19 protein-coding genes are annotated in these 21,429 nt (G+C 65.8%); 9 read left to right on the top strand and 10 right to left on the bottom strand.

What is annotated here, in order from left to right:
* Positions 1–15 precede the first annotated feature (15 nt).
* The 5 genes from GR303_RS02590 to GR303_RS02570 all read left to right on the top strand — a co-directional run bounded on the left by GR303_RS02590 (position 16) and on the right by GR303_RS02570 (position 6,603).
* Positions 16–615 carry a CvpA family protein gene (locus GR303_RS02590; protein ID WP_161721837.1) on the top strand — a complete coding sequence of 200 codons (600 nt, stop codon included), beginning with the start codon at positions 16–18 and terminating at the stop codon, positions 613–615.
* 110 nt (positions 616–725) lie between these two features.
* Positions 726–2,213, top strand: coding sequence for an amidophosphoribosyltransferase (purF, locus tag GR303_RS02585; RefSeq protein ID WP_161721836.1), 1,488 nt, complete (start codon positions 726–728; stop codon positions 2,211–2,213).
* A gap of 6 nt (positions 2,214–2,219) precedes the next feature.
* Positions 2,220–2,963, top strand: a complete 744-nt coding sequence (locus tag GR303_RS02580; protein WP_161721835.1) for an SDR family NAD(P)-dependent oxidoreductase — start codon at positions 2,220–2,222, stop codon at positions 2,961–2,963.
* A gap of 172 nt (positions 2,964–3,135) precedes the next feature.
* Positions 3,136–3,684: a M10 family metallopeptidase C-terminal domain-containing protein gene (locus GR303_RS25095; RefSeq protein WP_161721834.1), complete on the top strand. Its 549-nt coding sequence runs from the start codon at positions 3,136–3,138 to the stop codon at positions 3,682–3,684.
* A gap of 927 nt (positions 3,685–4,611) precedes the next feature.
* The gene (locus GR303_RS02570; RefSeq protein ID WP_161721833.1) at positions 4,612–6,603 is read left to right on the top strand and encodes an ATP-binding protein; all 1,992 of its coding nucleotides are present in this window, start codon (positions 4,612–4,614) and stop codon (positions 6,601–6,603) included.
* A 100-nt stretch (positions 6,604–6,703) separates the two neighbouring features.
* Here the strand turns inward: GR303_RS02570 and GR303_RS02565 are convergent, their stop codons facing one another.
* The gene (locus GR303_RS02565; protein ID WP_425487092.1) at positions 6,704–7,300 is read right to left on the bottom strand and encodes a hypothetical protein; all 597 of its coding nucleotides are present in this window, start codon (positions 7,298–7,300) and stop codon (positions 6,704–6,706) included.
* A 51-nt stretch (positions 7,301–7,351) separates the two neighbouring features.
* Positions 7,352–8,779, bottom strand: a complete 1,428-nt coding sequence (locus GR303_RS02560; RefSeq protein ID WP_161721831.1) for an aminotransferase-like domain-containing protein — start codon at positions 8,777–8,779, stop codon at positions 7,352–7,354.
* A 92-nt stretch (positions 8,780–8,871) separates the two neighbouring features.
* Here GR303_RS02560 and GR303_RS02555 point away from each other — a divergent pair, with 92 nt between their 5' ends.
* Positions 8,872–9,813 (top strand): DMT family transporter, encoded by a 942-nt coding sequence (locus GR303_RS02555; RefSeq protein WP_161721830.1) that lies wholly within the window; start codon positions 8,872–8,874, stop codon positions 9,811–9,813.
* 9 nt (positions 9,814–9,822) lie between these two features.
* Here GR303_RS02555 and der read toward each other — a convergent pair whose 3' ends face one another.
* From der to GR303_RS02540, 3 genes are all read right to left on the bottom strand, one after another.
* Positions 9,823–11,172, bottom strand: a complete 1,350-nt coding sequence (gene der / locus GR303_RS02550; protein ID WP_161721829.1) for a ribosome biogenesis GTPase Der — start codon at positions 11,170–11,172, stop codon at positions 9,823–9,825.
* A gap of 12 nt (positions 11,173–11,184) precedes the next feature.
* On the bottom strand, positions 11,185–11,859 hold the full coding sequence (locus tag GR303_RS02545; protein ID WP_161721828.1) for a tetratricopeptide repeat protein: 675 nt from the start codon (positions 11,857–11,859) through the stop codon (positions 11,185–11,187).
* Between the two features lie 99 nt (positions 11,860–11,958).
* Positions 11,959–12,549 (bottom strand): NnrU family protein, encoded by a 591-nt coding sequence (locus GR303_RS02540; protein ID WP_161721827.1) that lies wholly within the window; start codon positions 12,547–12,549, stop codon positions 11,959–11,961.
* Positions 12,550–12,843: 294 nt separating this feature from the next.
* Between GR303_RS02540 and GR303_RS02535 the strand changes: the two genes are divergently transcribed.
* Together GR303_RS02535 and GR303_RS02530 are read left to right on the top strand one after the other, a co-directional pair.
* A complete protein-coding gene (locus GR303_RS02535) occupies positions 12,844–13,473 on the top strand; it encodes a TRAP transporter small permease subunit (protein ID WP_161721826.1) in 630 nt (209 codons plus the stop codon).
* Positions 13,474–13,508: 35 nt separating this feature from the next.
* The gene (locus GR303_RS02530; protein WP_161721825.1) at positions 13,509–15,401 is read left to right on the top strand and encodes a TRAP transporter large permease; all 1,893 of its coding nucleotides are present in this window, start codon (positions 13,509–13,511) and stop codon (positions 15,399–15,401) included.
* Positions 15,402–15,880: 479 nt separating this feature from the next.
* Here GR303_RS02530 and GR303_RS02525 read toward each other — a convergent pair whose 3' ends face one another.
* From GR303_RS02525 to GR303_RS02515, 3 genes are read right to left on the bottom strand one after another with little or no spacing between them, the layout of a single operon-like run.
* Positions 15,881–16,228 (bottom strand): ArsC family reductase, encoded by a 348-nt coding sequence (locus GR303_RS02525; protein WP_161721824.1) that lies wholly within the window; start codon positions 16,226–16,228, stop codon positions 15,881–15,883.
* A 3-nt stretch (positions 16,229–16,231) separates the two neighbouring features.
* Positions 16,232–17,788: a glutamine-hydrolyzing GMP synthase gene (gene guaA / locus GR303_RS02520; RefSeq protein ID WP_161721823.1), complete on the bottom strand. Its 1,557-nt coding sequence runs from the start codon at positions 17,786–17,788 to the stop codon at positions 16,232–16,234.
* A 55-nt stretch (positions 17,789–17,843) separates the two neighbouring features.
* Entirely contained in the window at positions 17,844–19,142 is a 1,299-nt protein-coding gene (locus GR303_RS02515) for an RsmB/NOP family class I SAM-dependent RNA methyltransferase (protein WP_161721822.1), read from the bottom strand.
* A gap of 122 nt (positions 19,143–19,264) precedes the next feature.
* Between GR303_RS02515 and GR303_RS02510 the strand changes: the two genes are divergently transcribed.
* Positions 19,265–19,414 carry a hypothetical protein gene (locus tag GR303_RS02510; protein ID WP_161721821.1) on the top strand — a complete coding sequence of 50 codons (150 nt, stop codon included), beginning with the start codon at positions 19,265–19,267 and terminating at the stop codon, positions 19,412–19,414.
* Between the two features lie 42 nt (positions 19,415–19,456).
* Here the strand turns inward: GR303_RS02510 and GR303_RS02505 are convergent, their stop codons facing one another.
* Positions 19,457–19,888 (bottom strand): MAPEG family protein, encoded by a 432-nt coding sequence (locus GR303_RS02505; RefSeq protein ID WP_161721820.1) that lies wholly within the window; start codon positions 19,886–19,888, stop codon positions 19,457–19,459.
* A 21-nt stretch (positions 19,889–19,909) separates the two neighbouring features.
* The gene (gene guaB / locus GR303_RS02500; RefSeq protein WP_161721819.1) at positions 19,910–21,403 is read right to left on the bottom strand and encodes an IMP dehydrogenase; all 1,494 of its coding nucleotides are present in this window, start codon (positions 21,401–21,403) and stop codon (positions 19,910–19,912) included.
* Positions 21,404–21,429: the final 26 nt, after the last annotated feature.

Here is a 21,429-nt window from a genome sequence, read left to right as displayed (position 1 = left end):
GCGTAGGCCCGGCCCATGCCCGTTTCCGTCCTGGATCTCGTCGTCATCGGTATCGTCCTGATCTCGGCCCTTCTCGCCGCCGTGCGCGGCTTCACCCGCGAGGTGCTGGCCATCGTGGCCTGGGTCGTCGCGGCCGCGGCCGCCTGGTACCTGCACCCCATGGCCCTGCCGATCGCGCAGCAATACATCAGCAGCAACACCGTAGCCCTGGTGGCCTCCATCGGCGGGATCTTCATCGTCACCCTGATCATCGTCTCGATCATTACGGTGCAGATCTCCGACCTGATCCTCGATTCCCGCATCGGCGCCCTCGACCGGACGCTGGGCCTCTTCTTCGGCGCCGCCCGCGGCTTCCTGATCTGCGTGATCGGCTGGGCCTTCCTGAGCTGGCTGCTCCAGGGCAAGGAGCCGCCATGGGCCACCGCCTCGAAGACCCGGCCCGCCATGGAGAACGCCCGCGACAGCATCATCGCCATGCTGCCGGAGAACGCCGAGACCCTGCTCCAGCGCCTGCGCAACCGGGATGCGGCGCCGGAGGCCGAGCCCGCCGAGCCCGACCCGCAGCGGCCGGCGGCCCCGCCTGCCGCCCCCCAGCCGCCCCAGCGGCGCAGCTGAGGCGCAGCCTTCACGTTTGGGACAGCCTCAGAATAGTCGTTGGCGTTCCGCCTCAGGACGACTATGTAAAGGCGGCGCCGGTGGGGGCGCGAATCCCGAAGGTTAGATCGATGTCTGCTTTGTCTGAGACGTGGCAGGTCACGCCGAAACAGGTGGACCTCGACCTCGACGGCGATACCCTGCGCGAAGAATGCGGCGTCTTCGGCATCTACGGACACCCGGATGCCGCCGCCATCACGGCGCTGGGCCTCCACGCCCTGCAGCATCGCGGCCAGGAGGCGGCGGGCATCGTCACCTACAACGGCTCCGTCTTCCATTCCGAGCGCAAGCTCGGCCTCGTGGGCGACAGCTTCTCCGACCGGGCGACCATCGAGCGCCTGGAGGGCCTCTCCGCCATCGGCCACGTCCGCTACTCGACCACTGGCGAGACGGTTCTGCGCAACGTGCAGCCGCTCTTCGCCGAGCTCGACGGCGGCGGCTTCGCCGTCGCGCACAACGGCAACCTCACCAACGGCCTGACGCTTCGCCGCAACCTGATCCGCGACGGCGCCATCTGCCAGTCGACCACCGACACGGAGGTGATCGTCCACCTCGTCGCCCGCTCCCGCAAGAGCCGGGTGGTGGAGCGCTTCGTGGAGGCGATCCAGAAGATCGAGGGCGCCTACGCCCTCGTGGCGCTCACCAACAAGAAGCTGATCGGCGCCCGGGACCCGATGGGCATCCGCCCGCTGGTGCTGGGCGAGCTCGACGGCCGCTACATCCTCACCTCCGAGACCTGCGCGCTCGACATCATCGGCGCCCGCTTCGTCCGCGATATCGAGAACGGCGAATGCGTGGTGATCTCGGACGATGGGCTTGAGTCCTTCCGCTTCGCGCCGGAGGTGGCGCCCCGCCCCTGCATCTTCGAATACATCTACTTCGCCCGCCCCGATTCCGTCGTGAACGGCCGCAGCGTCTACGAGGTGCGCAAGGGCATGGGCCGCGAGCTTGCCGCCGAGGCCCCCGCCGATGCGGACGTGGTGATCCCGGTGCCGGATTCCGGCGTGCCGGCGGCGCTCGGCTATGCCCAGTCCTGCGGGCTGCCCTACGAGCTCGGAATCATCCGCAACCATTATGTCGGCCGCACCTTCATCCAGCCGACGCAATCCGTGCGGGAGCTCGGGGTGCGCATGAAGCACTCGGCCAACCGCGCGGCCATCGCCGGCAAGCGGATCGTGCTCGTGGACGACAGCCTCGTGCGCGGCACCACCTCGGTGAAGATCGTGCGCATGATGCGCGAGGCCGGCGCGAAGGAGGTGCATTTCCGCATTGCCAGCCCGCCGATCACGCATCCGGACTTCTACGGCATCGACACGCCGGAGAAGGAGAAGCTGCTGGCCGCCACGCACAACCTGGAGCAGATGCGCGAGTATATCGGGGCGGATTCGCTGGCCTTCCTCTCCATCGAGGGCATCTACCGGGCCATGGGCGAGGCGCAGCGCGATCCCGCGCAGCCGCAATTCACCGACCATTGCTTCACCGGCGACTACCCGACGCCGCTGACGGACCTGACCGTCGCCACCCCGCGCCGTCTCGCCGTTCTCGCCGAAGCCGACTGAGGAACCATGGACAAGCCCCTTCAGAACCGCGTCGCGGTCGTCACCGGCGCCTCCCGCGGCATCGGGCGCGCGGCGGCGCTGGCTCTCGCCGAAGCCGGCGCGCATGTGATCGCGCTCGCCCGCACCCAGGGAGCCCTCGAATCCCTCGACGACGAGATCCGCGCCAAGGGCGGCTCGGCCACCCTCGTGCCGGTGAACCTGAAGGACCTCGAGGCCCTCGACCGCCTCGGCGCCGCGATCTACGAGCGCTGGGGCAAGCTCGACATCCTCCTCGGCAATGCGGGCCAGCTCGGCGAGCTCGCGCCGATCACCCATGTCGACCAGCCGGTCTGGGACGAGGTGATGACCGTCAACGTGACGGCGAACTACCGCCTGATCCGCTCCCTCGACCCGCTGCTGCGCGCGTCCGATGCGGGCCGGGCGATCTTTCTCACCTCCGGCGCCGCCCATAAGCACAAGGCCTATTGGGGCGTCTACTCCGTCTCCAAGGCCGCGCTCGAGGCCCTGGTGCGCACCTATGCGGCCGAGACGGTGACGACCCCGGTCCGGGTCATGCTGCTCAATCCCGGTCCGCTGCGCACGAACATGCGCCGCGCCGCCATGCCCGGCGAGGATCCGCTGACCCTTAAGACCCCGGAGGACCTGGCTCCTCACGTGGTGAAGCTCGCCCTGCCCTCCTGGACCGAGACCGGCAAGATCTACGACTTCACGCAAGGTGGCAAGGTCATCGAGCCGCAGCCGCCGGCCTGAGCCGCAGGCCTCCGTCCGCTCCCTCACAGTTTCTCGAACGGCCGACGTGCGCTCGCGCACGGACCGGATCATCCGGCCAATCTGACGCAAGATGATAGCATTGCGTTAAGGATCGTTTGTTCTTATGCAAAGCTGCTTCGACAAGCGACTCGACTGATTTGAGGACCAGAGCATGAGCACCAGAACCACAAGCTGGACTTTTTCCGGCAGCCAGATGGAAAGCGCCCTGTGGGGCCAGGCGAGCATGACCCTTCCCCCCATCGGCACTCCCGGAAACGACGTGCTGAAGGGCACCAGCGGCATCGACGGCTTCTACGGCCTCAGCGGCAACGACGTCATCTACGGCTACGGCGGGAACGATGCCCTCGCAGGCGGCTCCGGCAACGACCGGCTCTATGGCGGCGCCGGGAACGACTACTTCTTCTTCGACAGCCGCCTGAACGCCACGACCAACGTCGACAAGATCATGGACTTCCGCGCTGCCGACGACGCCATCGGCCTGTCGCGCTCGATCTTCAGGAAGATCGGCTCCGGCCCCCTGAAGGAGTCCGCCTTCCACGTGGGCAAGAAGGCTCACGACAAGGACGACCGCATCATCTACGACAAGGCGACCGGCTCCCTCTACTACGATCCGGACGGCACCGGCGCCGCCGCGAAGATCAAGTTCGCGATCCTGGCGAACAAGGCCACGATCACCTTCGCGGATTTCGCGGTGAGCTGAGCCGTTCCGCAGGACGTCAGAACAGGCCCCTCCGGCATCCGGAGGGGCTTTTTCGTTGGCGCCGCCTCACGGCCCCGAAGCGGGGGCGCCCTAAGCCCTCATCCCCCCACAAGCCTGGGCTTGCCCGAGACTTGTCTTGGGTCTGCCGCAAGTCGGGAACACCCGACTTGCGCTGGGGAGGAGGTGGAGGTGGGGGTATGAGCGAGAGCCTATGCAGGCCTGGCGCTGGCTCACCTCTCCCTGAGGGAGAGGTCGGACCGTCAGGTCCGGGTGAGGGGTTAGTGTCCTCTCCGGCACCCGCTCTCCCCCTCACCCTCGCGTTCGCTCGACCTCTCCCCGCCGGGGAGAGGTGGGCTGTGGCAGCCGTGGCGCCTGAAGCGAGAACAGCGCCGGCACCCCCACCCTGGCTCTCCCCACAAGGGGGATGGAAAGAGCGCCTCATGGGTCATGCGATCCCGGATCGGCGTGCGCAGTCCGGGATGACGCTGTTGCTTAGCGTGTCACAGATCCAGCGCCTTCGGGCCCGCAGCGTGAGCTGCGAGCCGTCAGGGTTTGCTCGAGGGTGGCGCGGAGTAGCAGCCCAGCTCGATGGGTGGTGGTGTGGATGGAAGAGCCGGACTGCCTCTTCGCGCACGGTTCTTTTCAGGCGGACCTGGAGCAGGCCAGGGTCGGCCTCCCGCGACCACAGGAGTGCGAGCCCTGCGGCGGGACCGTGCCTGCTCCCACACTGCGACGCCTCGCGAGCGCGCCCCTCGACAGGAGCAGATCTACACAATGATATAGCCGAGCTTGCAGCCGAAGTCAAGAACAAAATGAGAACATGAAGCGGTCTGCCTTCGGTGTGCATAACACCCGCTCAACTTGACCGGTATATAATTACCAGCTTAGGTTGAAAACAAAACACCAGCTTAAAGAATGGGGGCAGAAATGGCGGACATGTTGGGGGATATCGTCAACCGAGTTAAGCGTCTGCCTAAACCATCAAATAATACCGAGGCTCTCCAACCACTGTTCGAAGCTATTAGCAACGCGATCCACGCGGTAGATGACAGATTTAAAGAGCATGCACCTGAGCATGGTCATATCTCTGTCTCAATCTCAAACCTCGGTGATGTGTCAAATCTTGAGATAGTGGTTCGCGACAATGGAGTAGGACTAGAGCGTGATCGTTTCAATGCATTCCGTACGACGGACACACCATTCAAGATTGAACGCGGCGGCAAAGGCATAGGACGACTGCTTTGGCTTGATGCGTTCGATCAAGTGTCGGTTGACAGCACGTTTATGACTAATGGTTCACCTGAAAGGCGCGTATTCGACTTTCAATTAACCTCAACAAATCAGATCGCTGAGCATCCTGAGTTCACAGCGAGCACGAACTCCCAGACAGGAACTGTGGTTAGGTTTAAAGGTCTACGTGGCACGGCGTACCAGAAATATTTTCCCGCCTATCCTAAGACGTTGATAAGGCACTTTGGATCCCACTTTCTTGCCGACTTCATTTTAGGACGGTGCCCTAGAATTGATCTCTCAGTGAATGGTGAGACGACACAATTCCCTGAAGGAGTTACCGCATTCCTAGTCGAAAAGCGCCCTTCTGAACTAATCAGCACGGAAGAGTATGGAGAACTCAAATTGTCGAACTTCGTATTTAGGAAGGAGGCTAGTTCAGAGTTCGATGGATTACATCAGCTTCATTTCATCGCTGGACGCAGGACAGTTATTACGCGAAAGATTGATGGATTGCTCGGTGTTGGCAGGTTCGGCGACGAAAACGATTATGTCTATCACGGTTGCGTAGAAGGGACATTTCTAGATGAACGTGTAAATCAGGAACGCACCTACTTCAATTTCAGTGATCAGATAGCTGAAGATATCGCCAAGCTCTGTGCCGAAAGAATTCGAAAAACATCATTAGAGAAAGAGGTCACTTCATTTGATGCTGGCAGGCTTTCGGGAATACAGAGATTCCTGGAAGTTTATCCGTCCTTCCAATTCGATACTCCTGAAGAGCTTCTCAGTAAGACTCCAAAAAATGCGACCAAACCAGAAGAGTTTGCCCGCGCCCTTATTCCTCATCGAATTCGCCGAGATAATGAACGGCGCAACCAGGTACAGGAGATCGTTGCGAAGTTGAACTCTGAAGATGAGGTGCCTGAGGATTTTGCAGTCGCTGTTCGGAAGGCTGCAGATGATGTACGGGCGGAGGAACAACGTCAGCTTACCGAGTACGTTCTCCGCCGAAAGATGGCCCTAGACGTTCTTGAAGTATTGATACGCCGAGTTCGTGAGACGGCCAGCGGCGAGCGCATTCCTCATCTTGAGCAAACACTTCATAAATTCATTTGTCCCATGCGAGTGCGAGGGGATGATGCAAGACGTATAGAAGCAACAGATCACGACTTATGGATTATCGATGAGCGGTTAGCATTCGCACGGTACTTCGCATCTGATGTTCCATTTACTCAGATCATTGAAGAGTCAAGAAACTCAGAGCGCCCTGACCTACTGATTTTCGACAGATTGCACGGTTTGGGAATAAAGGGGGAAGACCCTCTCGAACGTATCATGTTAGTAGAGCTTAAGCACCCAGGTCGCACAGACTATGATGAAAAGTATTTACCTGGAAATCAGATAATCCGGTACTTGCATGAGCTTTCCGGAGGTACGATTATGGCGTATAATGGAGAGGATCTTCGGATTTCAAAAGATTGTGTTTTTCACTGTTTTGTTGTCGCCGACATTGTGGGAAAATTGAAGGTGCATACTAGCGGATGGGAGACCACAGCAAATGGGCGTGGAAAGTGGATGGCTCTAAAGGGCGACTATCGTGGTTCGATAGAGATTATTGAGTGGAAAGACCTAATCAAGGATGCACGACTTCGCAGTCACGCATTCACCCATGCTGCGGGAATGTGAATTACTTTGGCAGTTCCTTTGTGCACTCACAAGCAGGAAGTGAGGGGCGGGTTATCCGTACTTTATTGATGTAGGTGGAAAGCAGGAATTGCGGCCCGCCCTACCGCACCGCATCTGCCGTTACCTCTCCCCGCCCGGCCCTCCGAAACAGCCAGGCCGAGAGGAGCCACAGGGCGGCGAAGAAGGCGGTGAGGACCACGATCACCCTGGGCCAGTTCGCGCCCGTGGAGCCCCATCCGGCGAGGACGGCGATGGCGCCCGCCAGGGTCTGGGCGAGCGCGGTCGCGGCCAGGGTCAGCGCCATGCCGCCGGGCCGGAAGCGCGCCATGAGGGAGCCGAGGAGCGCCACGGCGAGGACGCCGGCATAGATGAGGTTCGCCGGGTTGTCCTCGGAGCCGACGATGCCGACGGCGAGGTTCATCCAGACCAGGATGAAGGCCGCCGCGAGGGCGACGGCGACGGCGGCCCGATAGGCGATGTTCGCCGTCATCCGCGCAGCCAGCTCCCAGGCGCCGCAGGCGCCGAACAGCATGGCGCCGAAGACGATGAAATCGGTCTCGTCCCAATCCATCTCGTCGGTGAAGAGCATGGCGACCAGGGGCAGCAGGAGAAGGAAGGCTGCCGCGATCCAGGGCGCTCTGCGCCAGAGATGCCCGCGCCGTCCGCCGTGATTGCCCGTGTGTCCTGCCATCGCGATGCCTTTCCTGCTGAAGGACGCCGGGAAGGATACCCGGCTTTCCCGGCCGCATCACCCCCGCGCCGCGAGCCGCATCGCCCTCTCGAGTTCCCTGAACACCCGCTCGTCCGCGCATTGGGCCACATTGAAGCGCATGAAGCTCCTGGCGGATTGCGCGGCGCTGAAGACGTTGCCGGGGGCGAGCACGACGTTCTCGTTCAGGGCATGGCGGGCGACGGCAGCCGCGTCGAGATCGTCGGGCAGGCGGCACCAGACGAACATGCCGGCCTTCGGCTCGGTCCAGGGCGTGACGCCGAGCGCCTGCAGGCGCGGGACGACGGACGCCATGCTTTTCGCCAGCCGCGTCCTCAAGGCGTCCAGGTGCCGGCGGTAGCCGCTGGAGCCGAGAACGGCGAGGACCAGCTCTTCCGACAGGCGATGGCTGGAAAAGCCGGCGGCGATCCTCAGGTCCGTGAGCTTGTCGATCCAGTCGGGCCGGGCGGCGATGTAGCCGCAGCGGAACGAGGCCGAGAGGGTTTTCGAAAAGCTGCCGATGCGCACCACCCGCTCGAAGCCGTCGAGGGCGGCCAGCCGCGGGGCGGGGTCGTGCTCGAAATCGGCGAAGATGTCATCCTCGACCACGACGAGGCCGTACTGCTCGGCGAGCTTCAGGAGCCGGTGCGCCGTGACGGCGGAGAGGGCAGCACCCGTCGGGTTGTGCAGGCCGGAATTGGTGATGTAGAGGCGCGGTTTGTGCGCGGCGAGCGCCTGTTCGAAGAGGCTCAGATCGGGGCCCGTCGGCGTGAACGGCACGCCGACGACCGTGACCTGATGGGCACGCAGCAGGGCCAGGAAGTTGAAGTAGCAGGGGTCGTCCACCAGCACCGTGTCGCCGGGCTGGAGCAGCAGCCGGCCCACGAGGTCGATGGCCTGGGTGCCGGAATCGGCCAGCAGGATCCCGTCGGGCGCGGCCTCGACGCCCTGCTCCGCCAGACGGCGCGAGAGGAAGGCGCGCAAGGGAGCAAGGCCGAGCGGCGTGCCGTAATCGGTAAGGCCCGTGGGATCCTTGGTGCGCGCCAGGCCGCGCAGGGCGCGGCGGATCTCGTCCTCGGGCATCCAGGCGCCCGGCAGCCAGCCGCAGCCGGGCTTGAGCACCTCCCGGCGCGCTTCCAGGGATTGCCGGGAGACCCAGAACGGATCGACCGCCCGGTCGAGGCGCGGGGCAATCTCGGCCAGCGACAGGGGCGCGAGAGCGGCCGCGCTGAAGAAGCCGGAGCCCGGCCGCGAGCGGATGACGCCCTCGGCGGCGAGCCGCTCATAGGCCTCCACCACGGTGGATTTCGACACCTGCATGGTTTGCGCGAGCGCCCGGATGGACGGGAGCTTGCCGCCCGGCGCCAGGGAGCGGCTGGCGATCCGGTGGCGGATCGCCGCCATGACGTGCTCGACGAGGGTGCCGCCGCTCTTGGTGAGGGTGAGGTCGTCCACTGTACCGGCCATCGTTCCATGACAGTTCGGCCCAACCGTACTGCACTGTCCCTGGAAAGGCCATGCCGTCCGCGCCGAGAATACGAGGCGGCGGAGGATGGCGCATGGACAGGACGACCGAGGGGTGGATCAGCGGTTTTCTCGGGGTGCTGATCTTCAGCGGCTCGTTGCCTGCAACCCGCATCGCCGTGCTCGACATCGACCCGCTGTTCCTCACCCTGGCGCGGGCCACGATCGCCGGGCTGCTCGCGATGGCGCTGCTCGTGCTGTTGCGTCAGAAGCGCCCCGGCCGAGGCGATCTCCTGTCGCTCGCCATCGTGTCGCTCGGCGTGGTGGCCGGCTTTCCGCTGCTGACGGCGCTGGCCCTGCAGTACATCACCTCCGCGCAATCCATCGTCTTCGTCGGCCTGCTGCCCCTGGCAACGGCGATCTTCGGCATCCTGCGCGGCGGGGAACGGCCGCGGGCGGCCTTCTGGATCTTCTCCTGCCTGGGGGCCGCTCTCGTGGCGGGCTTCGCCCTGCTGCAGGGCTCGACGACATCCCCCGCCGGCAGCCTCCTCATGCTCGCTGCCATCGTGCTCTGCGGCCTCGGCTACGCGGAGGGGGCCAAGCTGTCGCGGACGCTCGGCGGCTGGCAGGTGATCTCCTGGGCGCTCGTCCTTTCCCTGCCGCTCACCGCGGGCCTGATGCTGTTCACCCTCCCCGCCTCCTGGAGCGGGATCGGGATGCCCGCCTGGATCGCGCTCGCCTACGTCTCCCTGTTCTCCATGCTCATCGGTTTCGTGTTCTGGTATCGCGGCCTGGCGCTGGGCGGCATCGCGGGCGTGTCGCAGTTGCAGCTGCTCCAGCCCTTCTTCGGGCTCATGCTGGCGGCGATGCTTCTCAACGAAACGGTCGGCTGGGGAATGGTGGCCGTCAACGTCGCGGTGATCGCCTGCGTGGCGGGGGCGAAGCATTTTGCGAAGCCCGGAGCCGCGAGCGCCGCATCGAGCCCCGGAAACGCAGATGCCCGGAACGAGCCCGGGCATGGCGCGATGAAGGCGTGACGAAGGCCCCTACCCGCGCCTGTCCTTGTCGAACGGGTTCTGCCCCATGCGCAGCGACACCCGGATCGGGGTGCCGGGCAGGTCGAAGGCCTCGCGGATGCCGTTGACCAGGTAGCGGGTGTAGCTCTTCGGCAGGGCGTCGAGCTGGTTGCCGAAGACCGCGAAATGCGGCGGGCGCGACTTCACCTGGGTCATGTAGCGGATCTTGATCCGGCGACCGGAGACGGCGGGCGGCGGGTTGGCCTCGAGGGCCTCGGTGAGCCATTGGTTCAGCCGCGCGGTCGAGATGCGGGTGTTCCACTTCTCGTAGACGTGCAGCACCGCCTTCATGAGCGGGTCGATTCCGCTGCCGGCGAGGCCCGAAAGCGGCACCACCGGCGCCCCGCGCACCTGCGGCAGGAGGCGCGTGGCCTTCTCCTTCAGATCGCTCAGCAGGCCCTTCTGATCGGCCACGAGATCCCACTTGTTGAGGCCGATCACGAGGGCGCGGCCCTCCTGCTCCACCAGGTCGACGATGGAGAGATCCTGCTTCTCGAACGGGATCGTGGCGTCGAGGAGGACCACCACGACTTCCGCGAAGCGCACGGCCCGCAGGGCATCCGCGACGGAGAGCTTTTCGAGCTTGTCCTCGACCCGGGCGCGCTTGCGCAGGCCCGCGGTGTCGAAGAGCTTGATCGGCCGCCCGCGCCATTCCCAGTCGAGGGAGATGGAATCGCGGGTGATGCCGGCCTCGGGGCCGGTGAGCAGGCGTTCCTCGCCGACCATGCGGTTGATGAGGGTGGACTTGCCCGCATTGGGCCGCCCGACGATGGCCACCTGCAGCGGCTTGCCCGGGTCGTCCTCGTCCTCCTCCACGTCCTCCGGATCGGGGAAATGGGGCATCAGTGCCTCGAAGAGGTCGGCCATGCCCTCCCCGTGCTCGGCGGAGAGCGGGACCGGCTCGCCCAGGCCCAGGGAGAAGGCGTCGTAGGCGCCCGCCATGCCGCCGGCGCCCTCGGCCTTGTTGGCCACGAGGATCACGGGCTTGCCGGAGCGGCGCACCATCTCGGCGAAGGGCCGGTCGGCGGGCAGGATGCCGGCGCGGGCATCGACCACGAAGAGGATGACGTCGGCATCCTCGATGGCGGCCTCGGTCTGGGCGCGCATGCGGCCGAGGAGCGATTCCTCCGTGGCCTCCTCCAGGCCCGCCGTGTCGATGACGCGGAACTCGAGGTCGCCGAGCCGGGCCTCGCCCTCGCGGCGATCGCGGGTCACGCCCGGGCGGTCGTCCACCAGGGCGAGCTTCTTGCCGACGAGACGGTTGAAGAGGGTCGATTTGCCGACATTCGGCCGCCCGACAATGGCGACGGTGGGCGTCATGCCTGTCCTACCTTATTGGGTCGCCTGCACCGGACCGCCCGCCACGAGGGCGGTATAGACGGCAAGGCGCTGCCGCAAGGTGGCGGGCGTCTCGCGGTCGGCTGCGATCTGGTCGAACCAGCGACCGGCGTAATCCATGTCACCGGCCTTAAGGCCGGACAGGCCCAAGAGTTCCCGTGCGGAATGGCGCCAGGCATTGGACGGCGCGGCCAGCGGCTCGAGCGCCTGGCGGATGCGCGCGGGCTCCGCGGTGTCGAGGCGCAGCCACGCGGCGCGCAGGCGCGCCAGGTCCTTCCACAGGGCCGGGACGGAAGCGTCGTTGGCGAGCGCATCGAAGGCGGAGGCGCCGTTCTCCGCATTCTGCTGGCCGAGCTCGGCGGCGAGGCGGAAGCGGGCGAGCATGGCATAGCCGTTGCCGCCATCCTCCTTCGCCAGGGCCTCGAAGGCGCTTTGCGCCTCCTGCCCCTTGTCCTCGGAGGACAGGCGCAGGGCCTCCTCGTAGCGGAGCGCCGCGGCCTGGGCGCGGGTTTCCTGGTGATGCTGCCAGTAGCGCCAGCCTCCGACCGAGGCGACGATCAGGACCACTATGCCGATGATGATTCCGTTGTAGCGCTGCCAGATCTGGGCGAGCTGGTCGCGGCGGTATTCCTCGTCGACTTCGCGAATGAACTCGTCGTTCGGGGCCATGGCGTCTCTCATGCGGCCAACAGGCGGCCGCCTCCTGCAATCGAAGGAGGGTCGCCTAGCACACACCTCCGCACAAGGCGAGAGCCTTCATGCCCTCCTTCATGCCCGCATGGGCAGAACCGAGACGCCGATGAGCCAGGGGTGAAGCCAGTACACGAAGGCGAGATAGGCCGCCGTGCCGATCGTCACCGCCAGGACATCGTTGCGCCAGCCCGCCGGGGCCGCCGTGCCGCCGTGCTGGGCCGCCACGTCCCGGCGCTTGGCGCTGATGCGCGCGAGCACCGCCCAGGCCAGGAAGGAGCCGAAGAGCAGGATCGAGCCCAGGTCCCCATTGGCGATGAGGTGCGCGAAGGCCCAGATCTTCACGCCGGCGAGCATGGGGTGCTTGAGCCGCGCCTTGATGCGGCCCGGCAGATAGGCCGCCACGAAGCAGATGAAGGCGACGAGAACCAGCAGCAGGGCGAGGTGGCGCGTCCAGACCGGCGGGTCCCAGACCGGGATGTAGCCGTTGGCGCGATACTGCCCGTAGCCGATGGAGACCAGGACGATGCCGGCGAGCGAAGCCAGGGAGTAAAGCCCCTTGTACGGCCCCTCCCCGATGCGGCCGATGAGGGCCGCCCGGCGCGTCCGCGCCATGCTGAAGGAATGGGTGCCGAGAAAGATCACGAGGCCGAGAACGAGCAGCGTCACAGGTACCCTCCGGAAGATAGGAACTTATAGCCTCAGGCTTCCGGAAACGACAACCGGCGCGGCGAAAGGGGCGGCAGGGCAAAGGCTCGATGGCCGCAGCCCGCAAGGTTCGGGCGCGCATCAAAGTCTTGGACTGCCTAAACTTTTAACAAGGCCTCCTCTTGCAGCCCGAAAATTTCCCGGCTAGGACCCGTCGAAACCTTGCATTCGACTAAAACGGCACTAGCGGGGCTGGTCCAAGTCCGATAGCTAGGCCGCAAGATTTCCAACCAACAAGTTCCAAGGGGGAGACAGGTGACGGCGCTTCTTCGGCTATCCCGTGTCATCGACTCGTTCAACGAACGCATCGGCAAGGTGGCGGCCTGGGCCATCGTGGTGGCCATCCTGGTCTCCGCCGTGAATGCCATCATCCGGCGCATCTTCGGCGTCTCGTCCAATGCCTGGCTCGAGCTGCAATGGTACCTGTTCGGCGCCGTGTTCATGCTCTGCGCCGCCTGGACCCTGAAGGCGAACGAGCACATCCGCATCGACATCGTGTCCAACAAGCTCACGAAGCGCGGGCGCGACACCATCGACTTGATCGGACACCTCTTCTTCCTGCTCCCCTTCGTGGCCCTGATGCTCTATCTGGCCGTCCCCTACTTCCTGAACTCCTACCGCTCCGGCGAGGTCTCCTCCAATGCGGGCGGCCTGCTGATCTGGCCGGCCAAGGGTCTGATTCTCCTCGGCTTCATCTCGCTCGCCTTCCAGTGGCTGAGCGAGCTCATCAAGCGCGTGGCGATCATGAACGGCCAGCTCGTCGACGAGCACGATCACGTGGGCGCCCACGCCGCGGCCGAGGCGGAAGCCGAGCGGCTGATCGCGGAACTGGCCGATACCAGCACCACCAAGGGCGGCGAGCCCCCAGGCGACGGCATCCGCTGACGCCCCCGCCCTGATCTGATTCCGGAGTCACTCGCATGGCTGCCTTCATTGCCCAGAACCTCGCACCGATCATGTTCGGCGCGCTGGTGATCTTCCTTCTCCTCGGCTACCCGGTCGCCTTCTCGCTCGCGGCCAACGGCCTCCTGTTCTTCTTCATCGCGGTCGAGCTCGCTCCCTATGCGCCGGCCAACATCAACCTGTCATGGCCGCTCCTGCAGGCCCTGCCGGACCGCATCTACGGCACCATGTCGAACGAGGTGCTGCTGGCGATCCCGTTCTTCACCTTCATGGGCTACATCCTCGAACGCTCCGGCATGGCGGAGGACCTGCTCGACACCATCGGCCAGCTCTTCGGCCCGCTGCGCGGCGGCCTCGCCTATGCGGTGATCTTCGTGGGCGCCCTGCTCGCCGCCACCACCGGCGTCGTCGCCGCCTCCGTGATCTCCATGGGCCTGATCTCCCTGCCGATCATGCTGCGCTACGGCTACGACCGGCGCCTCGCCTCGGGCGTGATCGCCGCCTCCGGCACGCTGGCCCAGATCATTCCGCCCTCGCTGGTTCTCATCGTCATGGCCGACCAGCTCGGCCGCTCGGTGGGCGACATGTACGAGGGCGCGTTCCTGCCGGGCATCATCCTGGCGGGCCTCTATGCCGTCTATGTGCTCATCGCCTCGCTCATCGATCCGAAGGCCGCCCCCGGCCTGCCGCTGGAGGCGGTCGGCTACCGCGAGCCCAACGGCTCCCGCGGCGTGTGGCAGCTCGGCGTCCTGGTGCTGTTCTCCGGCCTCGTCGGCTACTACGTCCTGTCGCAGACCGGCACCCGCGCCGGTGCGGACTTCGTGATCCTGACCATCTGCGTCGGCACGGTCGTGGCCCTGATCTGCGCCGTGATGAACAAGCTGCTCGGCGCCAAGCGAATCGCGATCTCCGCGGTGCTGGTCGTGCTGCTCGTCGGCGCTTATGTGGTCCTGCACAACCAGGGCTATGAGGGTCTCGCGCTCACCATGGAGATGGTCCTCGCGGGCGCCGTCTATGCGCTCGTGGTGGGCATCGTCGAGCGGTTCACGGGCCTTCGCCTGATGTCGAACATGGCCCAGCAGACCACCTTCGTCATGGTGCCGCCGCTGCTGCTGATCTTCCTCGTGCTCGGCACCATCTTCATTGGTCTCGCCACTCCGACCGAGGGCGGCGCCATGGGCGCGCTCGGCTCCGTCATCCTGGCGGCGGTCAAGCGCCGGCTGGACAACAACCCCAACCGCTTCAACTTCACCATCGTGCGCCAGGCGACGGAGGCGACCGCGAAGCTCTCCGCCTTCGTGCTCTTCATCCTGATCGGCGCCCGCGTGTTCTCGCTCACCTTCTACGGCGTGAACGGGCACATCTGGGTGGAGCACCTGCTGACCTCGCTTCCGGGCGGTCAGGTGGGCTTCCTGATCGTGGTGAACGCCCTGGTCTTCCTGCTGGCCTTCTTCCTCGACTTCTTCGAGCTGGCCTTCATCGTGGTGCCGCTGCTCGGCCCCGCGGCCGAAAAGCTGGGGATCGACCTGATCTGGTTCGGCGTCATGCTGGGCGTGAACATGCAGACCTCGTTCATGCACCCGCCCTTCGGCTTCGCCCTGTTCTTCCTGCGCTCGGTGGCCCCGAAGGTGCCCTATGTCGACCGGGTGACGGGCAAGCGCATGGAGCCGGTGACCACGGGCCAGATCTACTGGGGCGCCATCCCCTTCGTGGTCATCCAGCTCATCATGGTCGGCATCGTGATCCTGTTCCCGAACATCGTGATGCACTACAAGGCGGCCGGCCCCGCGGTCGATCCGGCAGCGGTGCAGAAGAAGCTCGACGAGCTGCTGGTCCCCGGCCTCGGCGCCCCCGGAGACCCGGGCGGCCTCCCCGGCCTGAACTTCAACGAGCCGCCGAAGATCCAGTAAGGCGGCCTACTTCAGACACGAAAAAGGCGGGCTTTGCGGCCCGCCTTTTTGCTTGACCAAGTGGGATTATGACTGCTGAAGCGCACCACCTGGCATCCCCGCGAAGGCGGGGATCCATAACCGCGACGTCTCAGGAAAGAGTGATCAGCGTTGCGTGCTATCCTGCATCGTCAGCGGCTATGGATCCCGGGCTCCGCTGCGCGGCCCCGGGATGACACCCGCCCCTTCACGGCCGGGCTTGTCCCGTCCATCCACGTCTTTGCACACAGTTAAGCAGTCTCGAACCTCATCCTGAGGAGCAGACCTCAGTCTGCGTCTCGAAGGATGATCCAGTGCTCTCTGGAGCCTCCTTCGAGACGCCGCTGCGCGGCTCCTCAGGATGAGGTTTGAGTGTTGTTAGCCTCGAACGCGAATGCCCGGCTCAAGGCCGGGCATGACGATGAAGGGTGATCGATGACAGTGCAGGGTAGGAAACGCGCCTACCGAACCGCTTCCTCATACATCTCCGGCTTGAACCCGACGAGAAGACGTCCGCCGAGATCGAGCACCGGGCGCTTGATCATGGAAGGCTGGTCGAGCATGAGCGCGAGCGCCTTGCGCTCGTCGATGCCGGCGCGCTCGGCCTCCGGGAGCTTGCGGAAGGTCGTGCCGGCGCGGTTGAGCAGCGTCTCCCAGCCCACGGATCGCGCCCAGGATTCCAGCCGCGCCCGATCGATCCCGTCCACCTTGTAGTCGTGGAACCTGTAGGCCACGTCCCTGACGTCGAGCCAGGCGCGGGCTTTCTTCATCGTGTCGCAGTTCTTGATGCCGTAGAGCGTCACTGCCATCGCTTATTCCCATTCGATGGTGCCCGGCGGCTTCGAGGTGATGTCGTAGGTGACGCGGTTGATGCCCTTCACCTCGTTGATGATGCGGGTGGCGACCCGGCCCAAAAACTTCATGTCGAAGGGATAGAAATCGGCCGTCATGCCGTCGATGGAGGTCACGGCACGCAGCGCGCAGACATGGTCGTAGGTGCGCGCGTCGCCCATCACGCCCACGGTCTTCACCGGCAGCAGCACGGCGAAGGCCTGCCAGATCTCGTCGTAGAGGCCGGCATTGCGGATCTCCTCGAGATAGATGGCATCGGCCTTGCGCAGGATCTCGAGCTTCTCGCGGGTGATCTCGCCGGGCACGCGGATGGCCAGCCCCGGCCCCGGGAACGGGTGACGGCCGACGAAGGCGTCCGGCAGGCCGAGCTCGCGGCCGAGCACCCGCACCTCGTCCTTGAACAGCTCGCGCAGGGGCTCCACGAGCTTCATCTTCATGCGCTCGGGCAGGCCGCCCACGTTGTGGTGGCTCTTGATGGTGACGGAGGGGCCGCCGGTGAAGGAGACGCTCTCGATCACGTCCGGGTAGAGCGTGCCCTGAGCCAGGAAGTCGGCGCCGCCGATCTTCTTGGCCTCCTCGTCGAAGACCTCGATGAAGAGCCGGCCGATGGTCTTGCGCTTGACCTCCGGGTCCGACACGCCCTCGAGCGCGCCGATGAACAGGTCCTGCGCCTGCACGTGGACGAGGGGGATGTTGTAGTGGTCGCGGAACAGCGTCACCACCTGCCCGGCCTCGCCCATGCGCAGCAGGCCGTGATCGACGAAGACGCAGGTGAGCTGGTCGCCGATAGCCTCGTGGATCAGCACCGCCGCCACGGCGGAATCGACGCCGCCGGACAGGCCGCAGATGACGCGGCCGGAGCCGACCTGCGCGCGGATGCGCTCGATGGCCTCCTCGCGGAAGGCCTTCATGGTCCAGTCGCCCTTGCAGCCGGCGATGTCGCGCACGAAGTTGCGGATGAGCTGGGCTCCTTGAGGGGTGTGCACCACCTCCGGATGGAACTGCACGCCGTAGAACTTGTGCTCCTCGTCGGCCACCACCGCGAAGGGCGCGTTCTCGGACGCCGCCAGAACCTCGAAGCCCTCCGGCAGCCGGGTGACCCGGTCGCCATGGCTCATCCAGACCGGGTATTTCTTGCCGACCTGCCACACGCCCTGGAAGAGCGGGCTCTCGGTGAGCACCTCGACCTCCGCGCGGCCGAACTCGGAATGGTGGCCTCCCTCGACCTCGCCGCCGAGCTGGGCCGCCATGGTCTGCTGGCCGTAGCAGATGCCGAAGACCGGCAGCCCCGCCTCGAACAGCTCCTTCGGCGCCCGGGGGGATGCGTCGGTCGTCACCGATTCCGGGCCGCCCGACAGGATCACGCCCTTCGGCTTCATGGTCCGGATCGCCTCGGCCGCCTTCTGGAACGGCACGACCTCGGAATAGACCCCGTCCTCGCGCACGCGCCGGGCAATGAGCTGGGTCACCTGGGAGCCGAAATCGACGATGAGGATCTTGTCGTGGGTCTGGGTCATGGCGAGGTCTTTACGGCCTTTGGGGTCGGGTCAACAACGGGAATATGACGCTTATTCATGGCTTTCGCACCAGCACGGCGGCATAAAAGCCGTCCGTCCCGGTCTTCAGCGGAGTCATCTGCAGCCCATGAGCGGTCGGGCGCACGACATCCGCAAGATGGGTGAGGCCTACCGCCCCGAGCACCTGAGCGACGGGCTTCGACGCGAAGCCCTCGTGGCGCTCCATGAAGGCGGAGAGCGCGTCGTCGTTCTCCTCGGGCAGGATTGAGCAGGTGATGTAGACGATGCGCCCGCCCGGCTTCACCAGGGCTGCGGCGCGGTCGAGCACCGTCGCCTGCTCCTTGCGCCGGGTTTCGAGGCTGCCGGGGCGCAGGCGCCACTTGGCGTCGGGGTTGCGCCGCCAGGTTCCGATTCCGGTGCAGGGCGCGTCCACGAGAACGCAGTCCATGCGCCCGTCGAGATCCGTCACGGCATCGGCCTTGGCCCTGGGCGTGCGCACCTGTACGTTTCGGACGCCCGCCCGGGTCAGCCGGTCGTGGATCGGCGCGAGGCGGCGGGCGTCGTTGTCGGTGGCGTAGATCTGGCCGTGGTTCTCCATCATGGCCGCCAGCGCCAGGGTCTTGCCGCCTCCGCCGGCGCAGAGGTCCACCACCTGCTCGCCGGGCCTGGCGCCGGAGAGCAGCGCCACGAGCTGCGAGCCCTCGTCCTGGATCTCGATCCAGCCTTTCAGGAACTCCGGCTCGGACTGCACGGCGGGCCCGCGCCCGTCCTCCCCCGGCATGATGCGCAATCCCAGCGGCGACAGCGGCGTCTCCACGGCGCCGAGATGCGGCAGGGCATCGTGCGCCTCCTCGCGGGAGGAGACCTTCAGGGTGTTCACACGCAGATCCAGCGGCGCGCGGGTGGCGAGCGCCTGCATCTCAGGAGCCAGGTCCTCGCCGAAGAGGCGCTGCAGGGAGGGCTCGATCCAGTCCGGAAAGTCGCCGGCGACGTGGGCCGGAGCGCCGGACAGGTCCGCCTTCTCCAGCCGCTCGCGCTCGTTCTCCGCGAGCGGCTCCGGCGCGAAGCGCTCGCCGGAGCAGAGCGCCGCGATGTCGCGCGCACCGAGCCCGCGCTGCAGCCGGAGCATGCCGAGCACGATGGCGCGAGGGGTGTTCTCGCCCATGATCCAGGCGGCGGAGGCCTTCCGGCGCAGGGCGTCGTAGACGAGGCTCGCGATGGCGGCCCGGTCCTTGGAGCCGGCGAAGCGGTGCGCGAGGCCCCAATCCTTCAGGGCATCGGTGGCCGGGCGGCGCCGGGCATCGATATCGGCCAGGACCTCGATGGCGGCGGAGATGCGGGCGGCAGGTGTCATGAGAAAAGCACACTCGAGCTTGGCCGTAGATACGACACAAAGTTTCCTATTTTCCGTCAGGATCGGACGTGATTGGGGAAAGCGCGTGCAGTCCGCACGATTCCTTTCCGGAGACACCGCCCATGCTGACCCGTCTGACCCGCGGCCTCGTCGCCGTCGGCCTCACCCTCGCGATTGCCGCCTGCGCCACCGCCCCGGCTGCCGACCTCACGCCGCCTCCGATGAAGCAGACCGACGCCAAGACCCAGCTCGAGAGCGGCCGCCGCTATTAACGGCACCGGCGGGACGGGGGCAACGCCCGTCCCGTCCGCCTCTCAAGCGCCGGCCTCCGCCGAAAAGATGCGGATGCCGAAGATCACCCACATGGCGGCCAGGATCAGCACCCCGACCGCGAAGGCCTGGAAACGCCAGGGCACCTTGTTCGAGGTGACGTGGATCGCCGCATGGACGAGGCGGCTCGCCACGAACATCCAGGCCATCACCACGAAGAGCATGTCCGCCTTGCGGGTGATCAGCGCCAGCGCCACCAGGGCATAGAACAGCACCGGCAGCTCGAACTGGTTCTGATACGAGTTCTGAAGCTGCAGGATGCGCTTGGGCCAGACGCGCTCGCCCAGCGCGATGTCCCTCACCTTCAGCTCGCCGGATTTCAGCGTCGCGAGGCGCGAGCGGCCGAGGGCGAACAGCAGGACGAGGGTGAGCCCGACCTGGACGAGAACGGGCAGGATGACGGCGGAGATGCTCATGGACGGAGACTCGCGAAAAGCTTAGCTGCGAGTCGGATAATTAGGGCTTTCCCGCGTGATCGTCACGTCGTGGACGTGGCTCTCGCGCAGGCCGGCGGAGGTGATGCGGATGAACTGCGCCTTTTTGCGGAATTCCGCTAGCGTCGCGGCGCCCACATAGCCCATGGAGGCGCGTAGCCCCCCGGTGAGCTGGTGCAGCACGCCCGCCACCGGCCCCTTGTAGGCGACCTGCCCCTCGATGCCCTCCGGCACGAGCTTGAGGGTGTCGCGCACCTCGGCCTGGAAATAGCGGTCGGCGGAGCCGCGGGCCATGGCGCCCACCGAGCCCATGCCGCGATAGGCCTTGTAGGAGCGGCCCTGGTACAGGAACACCTCGCCGGGGGTCTCGTCCGTGCCCGCGAGCAGGGAGCCCACCATGGCGCAGGAGGCGCCGGCGGCGAGCGCCTTGGCGAGATCGCCCGAGAACTTGATGCCGCCGTCGGCGATCACCGGGATGTCGGCCGTTGCTGCCGCCTCGACGGCCTCCATGATGGCGGTGAGCTGGGGTACGCCGACGCCCGCCACGATGCGGGTGGTGCAGATGGAGCCCGGCCCGATGCCGACCTTGATCGCATCCGCTCCGGCGTCGATGAGCGCCTGGGCGCCCTCCCGGGTCGCCACGTTGCCGGCCACCACCTGGACGGCGTTCGAGAGCTTCTTCACCCGGGCGACGCTCTCCAGCACCTTCACCGAGTGGCCGTGGGCGGTGTCGACCACCACCACGTCGCAGCCCGCATCGATGAGGCGCTCGGCGCGCTCGAAGCCCTGCTCGCCCGTGGTGGTGGCGGCAGCGACCAGAAGGCGTCCCTGGGCATCCTTGGCGGCGTTCGGATAGGCCACCTGCTTCTCGATGTCCTTCACGGTGATCAGACCGATGCAGCGGAAGTGATCGTCGACGACCAGAAGCTTCTCGATGCGGAACTGGTGCAGGAGGTGGCGGGCCTCGTCCTGGCTCACGCCCTCGCGGACCGTGATCAGCCGGTCCTTGGTCATGAGCTCCGAAACCTTCTGGCCGGGATTGCTGGCAAAGCGCACGTCGCGGTTGGTGAGGATGCCGACGAGCTTGCCCTTGGCGCCGGCCGGTCCGCGTTCGACCACCGGAATGCCCGAGATGCCGTGGTGCTTCATCATGGCCAGCGCATCGGCCAGGGTCTCGTCCGGATGGATGGTGATGGGGTTCATGACCATGCCGGACTCGTAGCGCTTCACGAGGCGCACCTGCTCGGCCTGGGCCTCCGGCTCGAGATTGCGGTGGATCACGCCCAAGCCCCCGTTCTGAGCCATGGCGATGGCCATGCGGGCCTCCGTTACCGTATCCATGGCCGAGGCGATGATCGGCATGTTGAGGCGGATGGTCTTGGTCAGGCGGGTCGCGACGTCCACCTCGCTGGGCATGACCTCCGAGCGGCCGGGCCGCAGCAGCACGTCATCGAAGGTCAGTCCCTCGATGATCTTTTCGGCGAATAGGGAGGCCATGGACCAACTCCTTTAAGGGGTGCGCG

Source organism: Microvirga arsenatis (assembly GCF_009910705.1).
GTDB classification, from domain to species: Bacteria; Pseudomonadota; Alphaproteobacteria; order Rhizobiales; family Beijerinckiaceae; genus Microvirga; species Microvirga arsenatis.
This window is presented reverse-complemented; position numbering and strand designations above follow the sequence as displayed.

Bases quoted from the DNA above. Each gene is read 5' to 3' on its own strand.
- GR303_RS02560 (WP_161721831.1), bottom strand. From the start codon at position 8,779: ATGGCCGGTACAGTGGACGACCTCACCCTCACCAAGAGCGGCGGCACC.
- GR303_RS02590 (WP_161721837.1), top strand. From the start codon at position 16: ATGCCCGTTTCCGTCCTGGATCTCGTCGTCATCGGTATCGTCCTGATC.
- purF (WP_161721836.1), top strand. From the start codon at position 726: ATGTCTGCTTTGTCTGAGACGTGGCAGGTCACGCCGAAACAGGTGGAC.
- GR303_RS02525 (WP_161721824.1), bottom strand. From the start codon at position 16,228: ATGGCAGTGACGCTCTACGGCATCAAGAACTGCGACACGATGAAGAAA.
- GR303_RS02580 (WP_161721835.1), top strand. From the start codon at position 2,220: ATGGACAAGCCCCTTCAGAACCGCGTCGCGGTCGTCACCGGCGCCTCC.
- guaB (WP_161721819.1), bottom strand. From the start codon at position 21,403: ATGGCCTCCCTATTCGCCGAAAAGATCATCGAGGGACTGACCTTCGAT.
- der (WP_161721829.1), bottom strand. From the start codon at position 11,172: ATGACGCCCACCGTCGCCATTGTCGGGCGGCCGAATGTCGGCAAATCG.
- GR303_RS02515 (WP_161721822.1), bottom strand. From the start codon at position 19,142: ATGACACCTGCCGCCCGCATCTCCGCCGCCATCGAGGTCCTGGCCGAT.
- GR303_RS02505 (WP_161721820.1), bottom strand. From the start codon at position 19,888: ATGAGCATCTCCGCCGTCATCCTGCCCGTTCTCGTCCAGGTCGGGCTC.
- guaA (WP_161721823.1), bottom strand. From the start codon at position 17,788: ATGACCCAGACCCACGACAAGATCCTCATCGTCGATTTCGGCTCCCAG.
- GR303_RS02555 (WP_161721830.1), top strand. From the start codon at position 8,872: ATGGACAGGACGACCGAGGGGTGGATCAGCGGTTTTCTCGGGGTGCTG.
- GR303_RS02570 (WP_161721833.1), top strand. From the start codon at position 4,612: ATGGCGGACATGTTGGGGGATATCGTCAACCGAGTTAAGCGTCTGCCT.
- GR303_RS25095 (WP_161721834.1), top strand. From the start codon at position 3,136: ATGAGCACCAGAACCACAAGCTGGACTTTTTCCGGCAGCCAGATGGAA.
- GR303_RS02545 (WP_161721828.1), bottom strand. From the start codon at position 11,859: ATGGCCCCGAACGACGAGTTCATTCGCGAAGTCGACGAGGAATACCGC.
- GR303_RS02530 (WP_161721825.1), top strand. From the start codon at position 13,509: ATGGCTGCCTTCATTGCCCAGAACCTCGCACCGATCATGTTCGGCGCG.
- GR303_RS02510 (WP_161721821.1), top strand. From the start codon at position 19,265: ATGCTGACCCGTCTGACCCGCGGCCTCGTCGCCGTCGGCCTCACCCTC.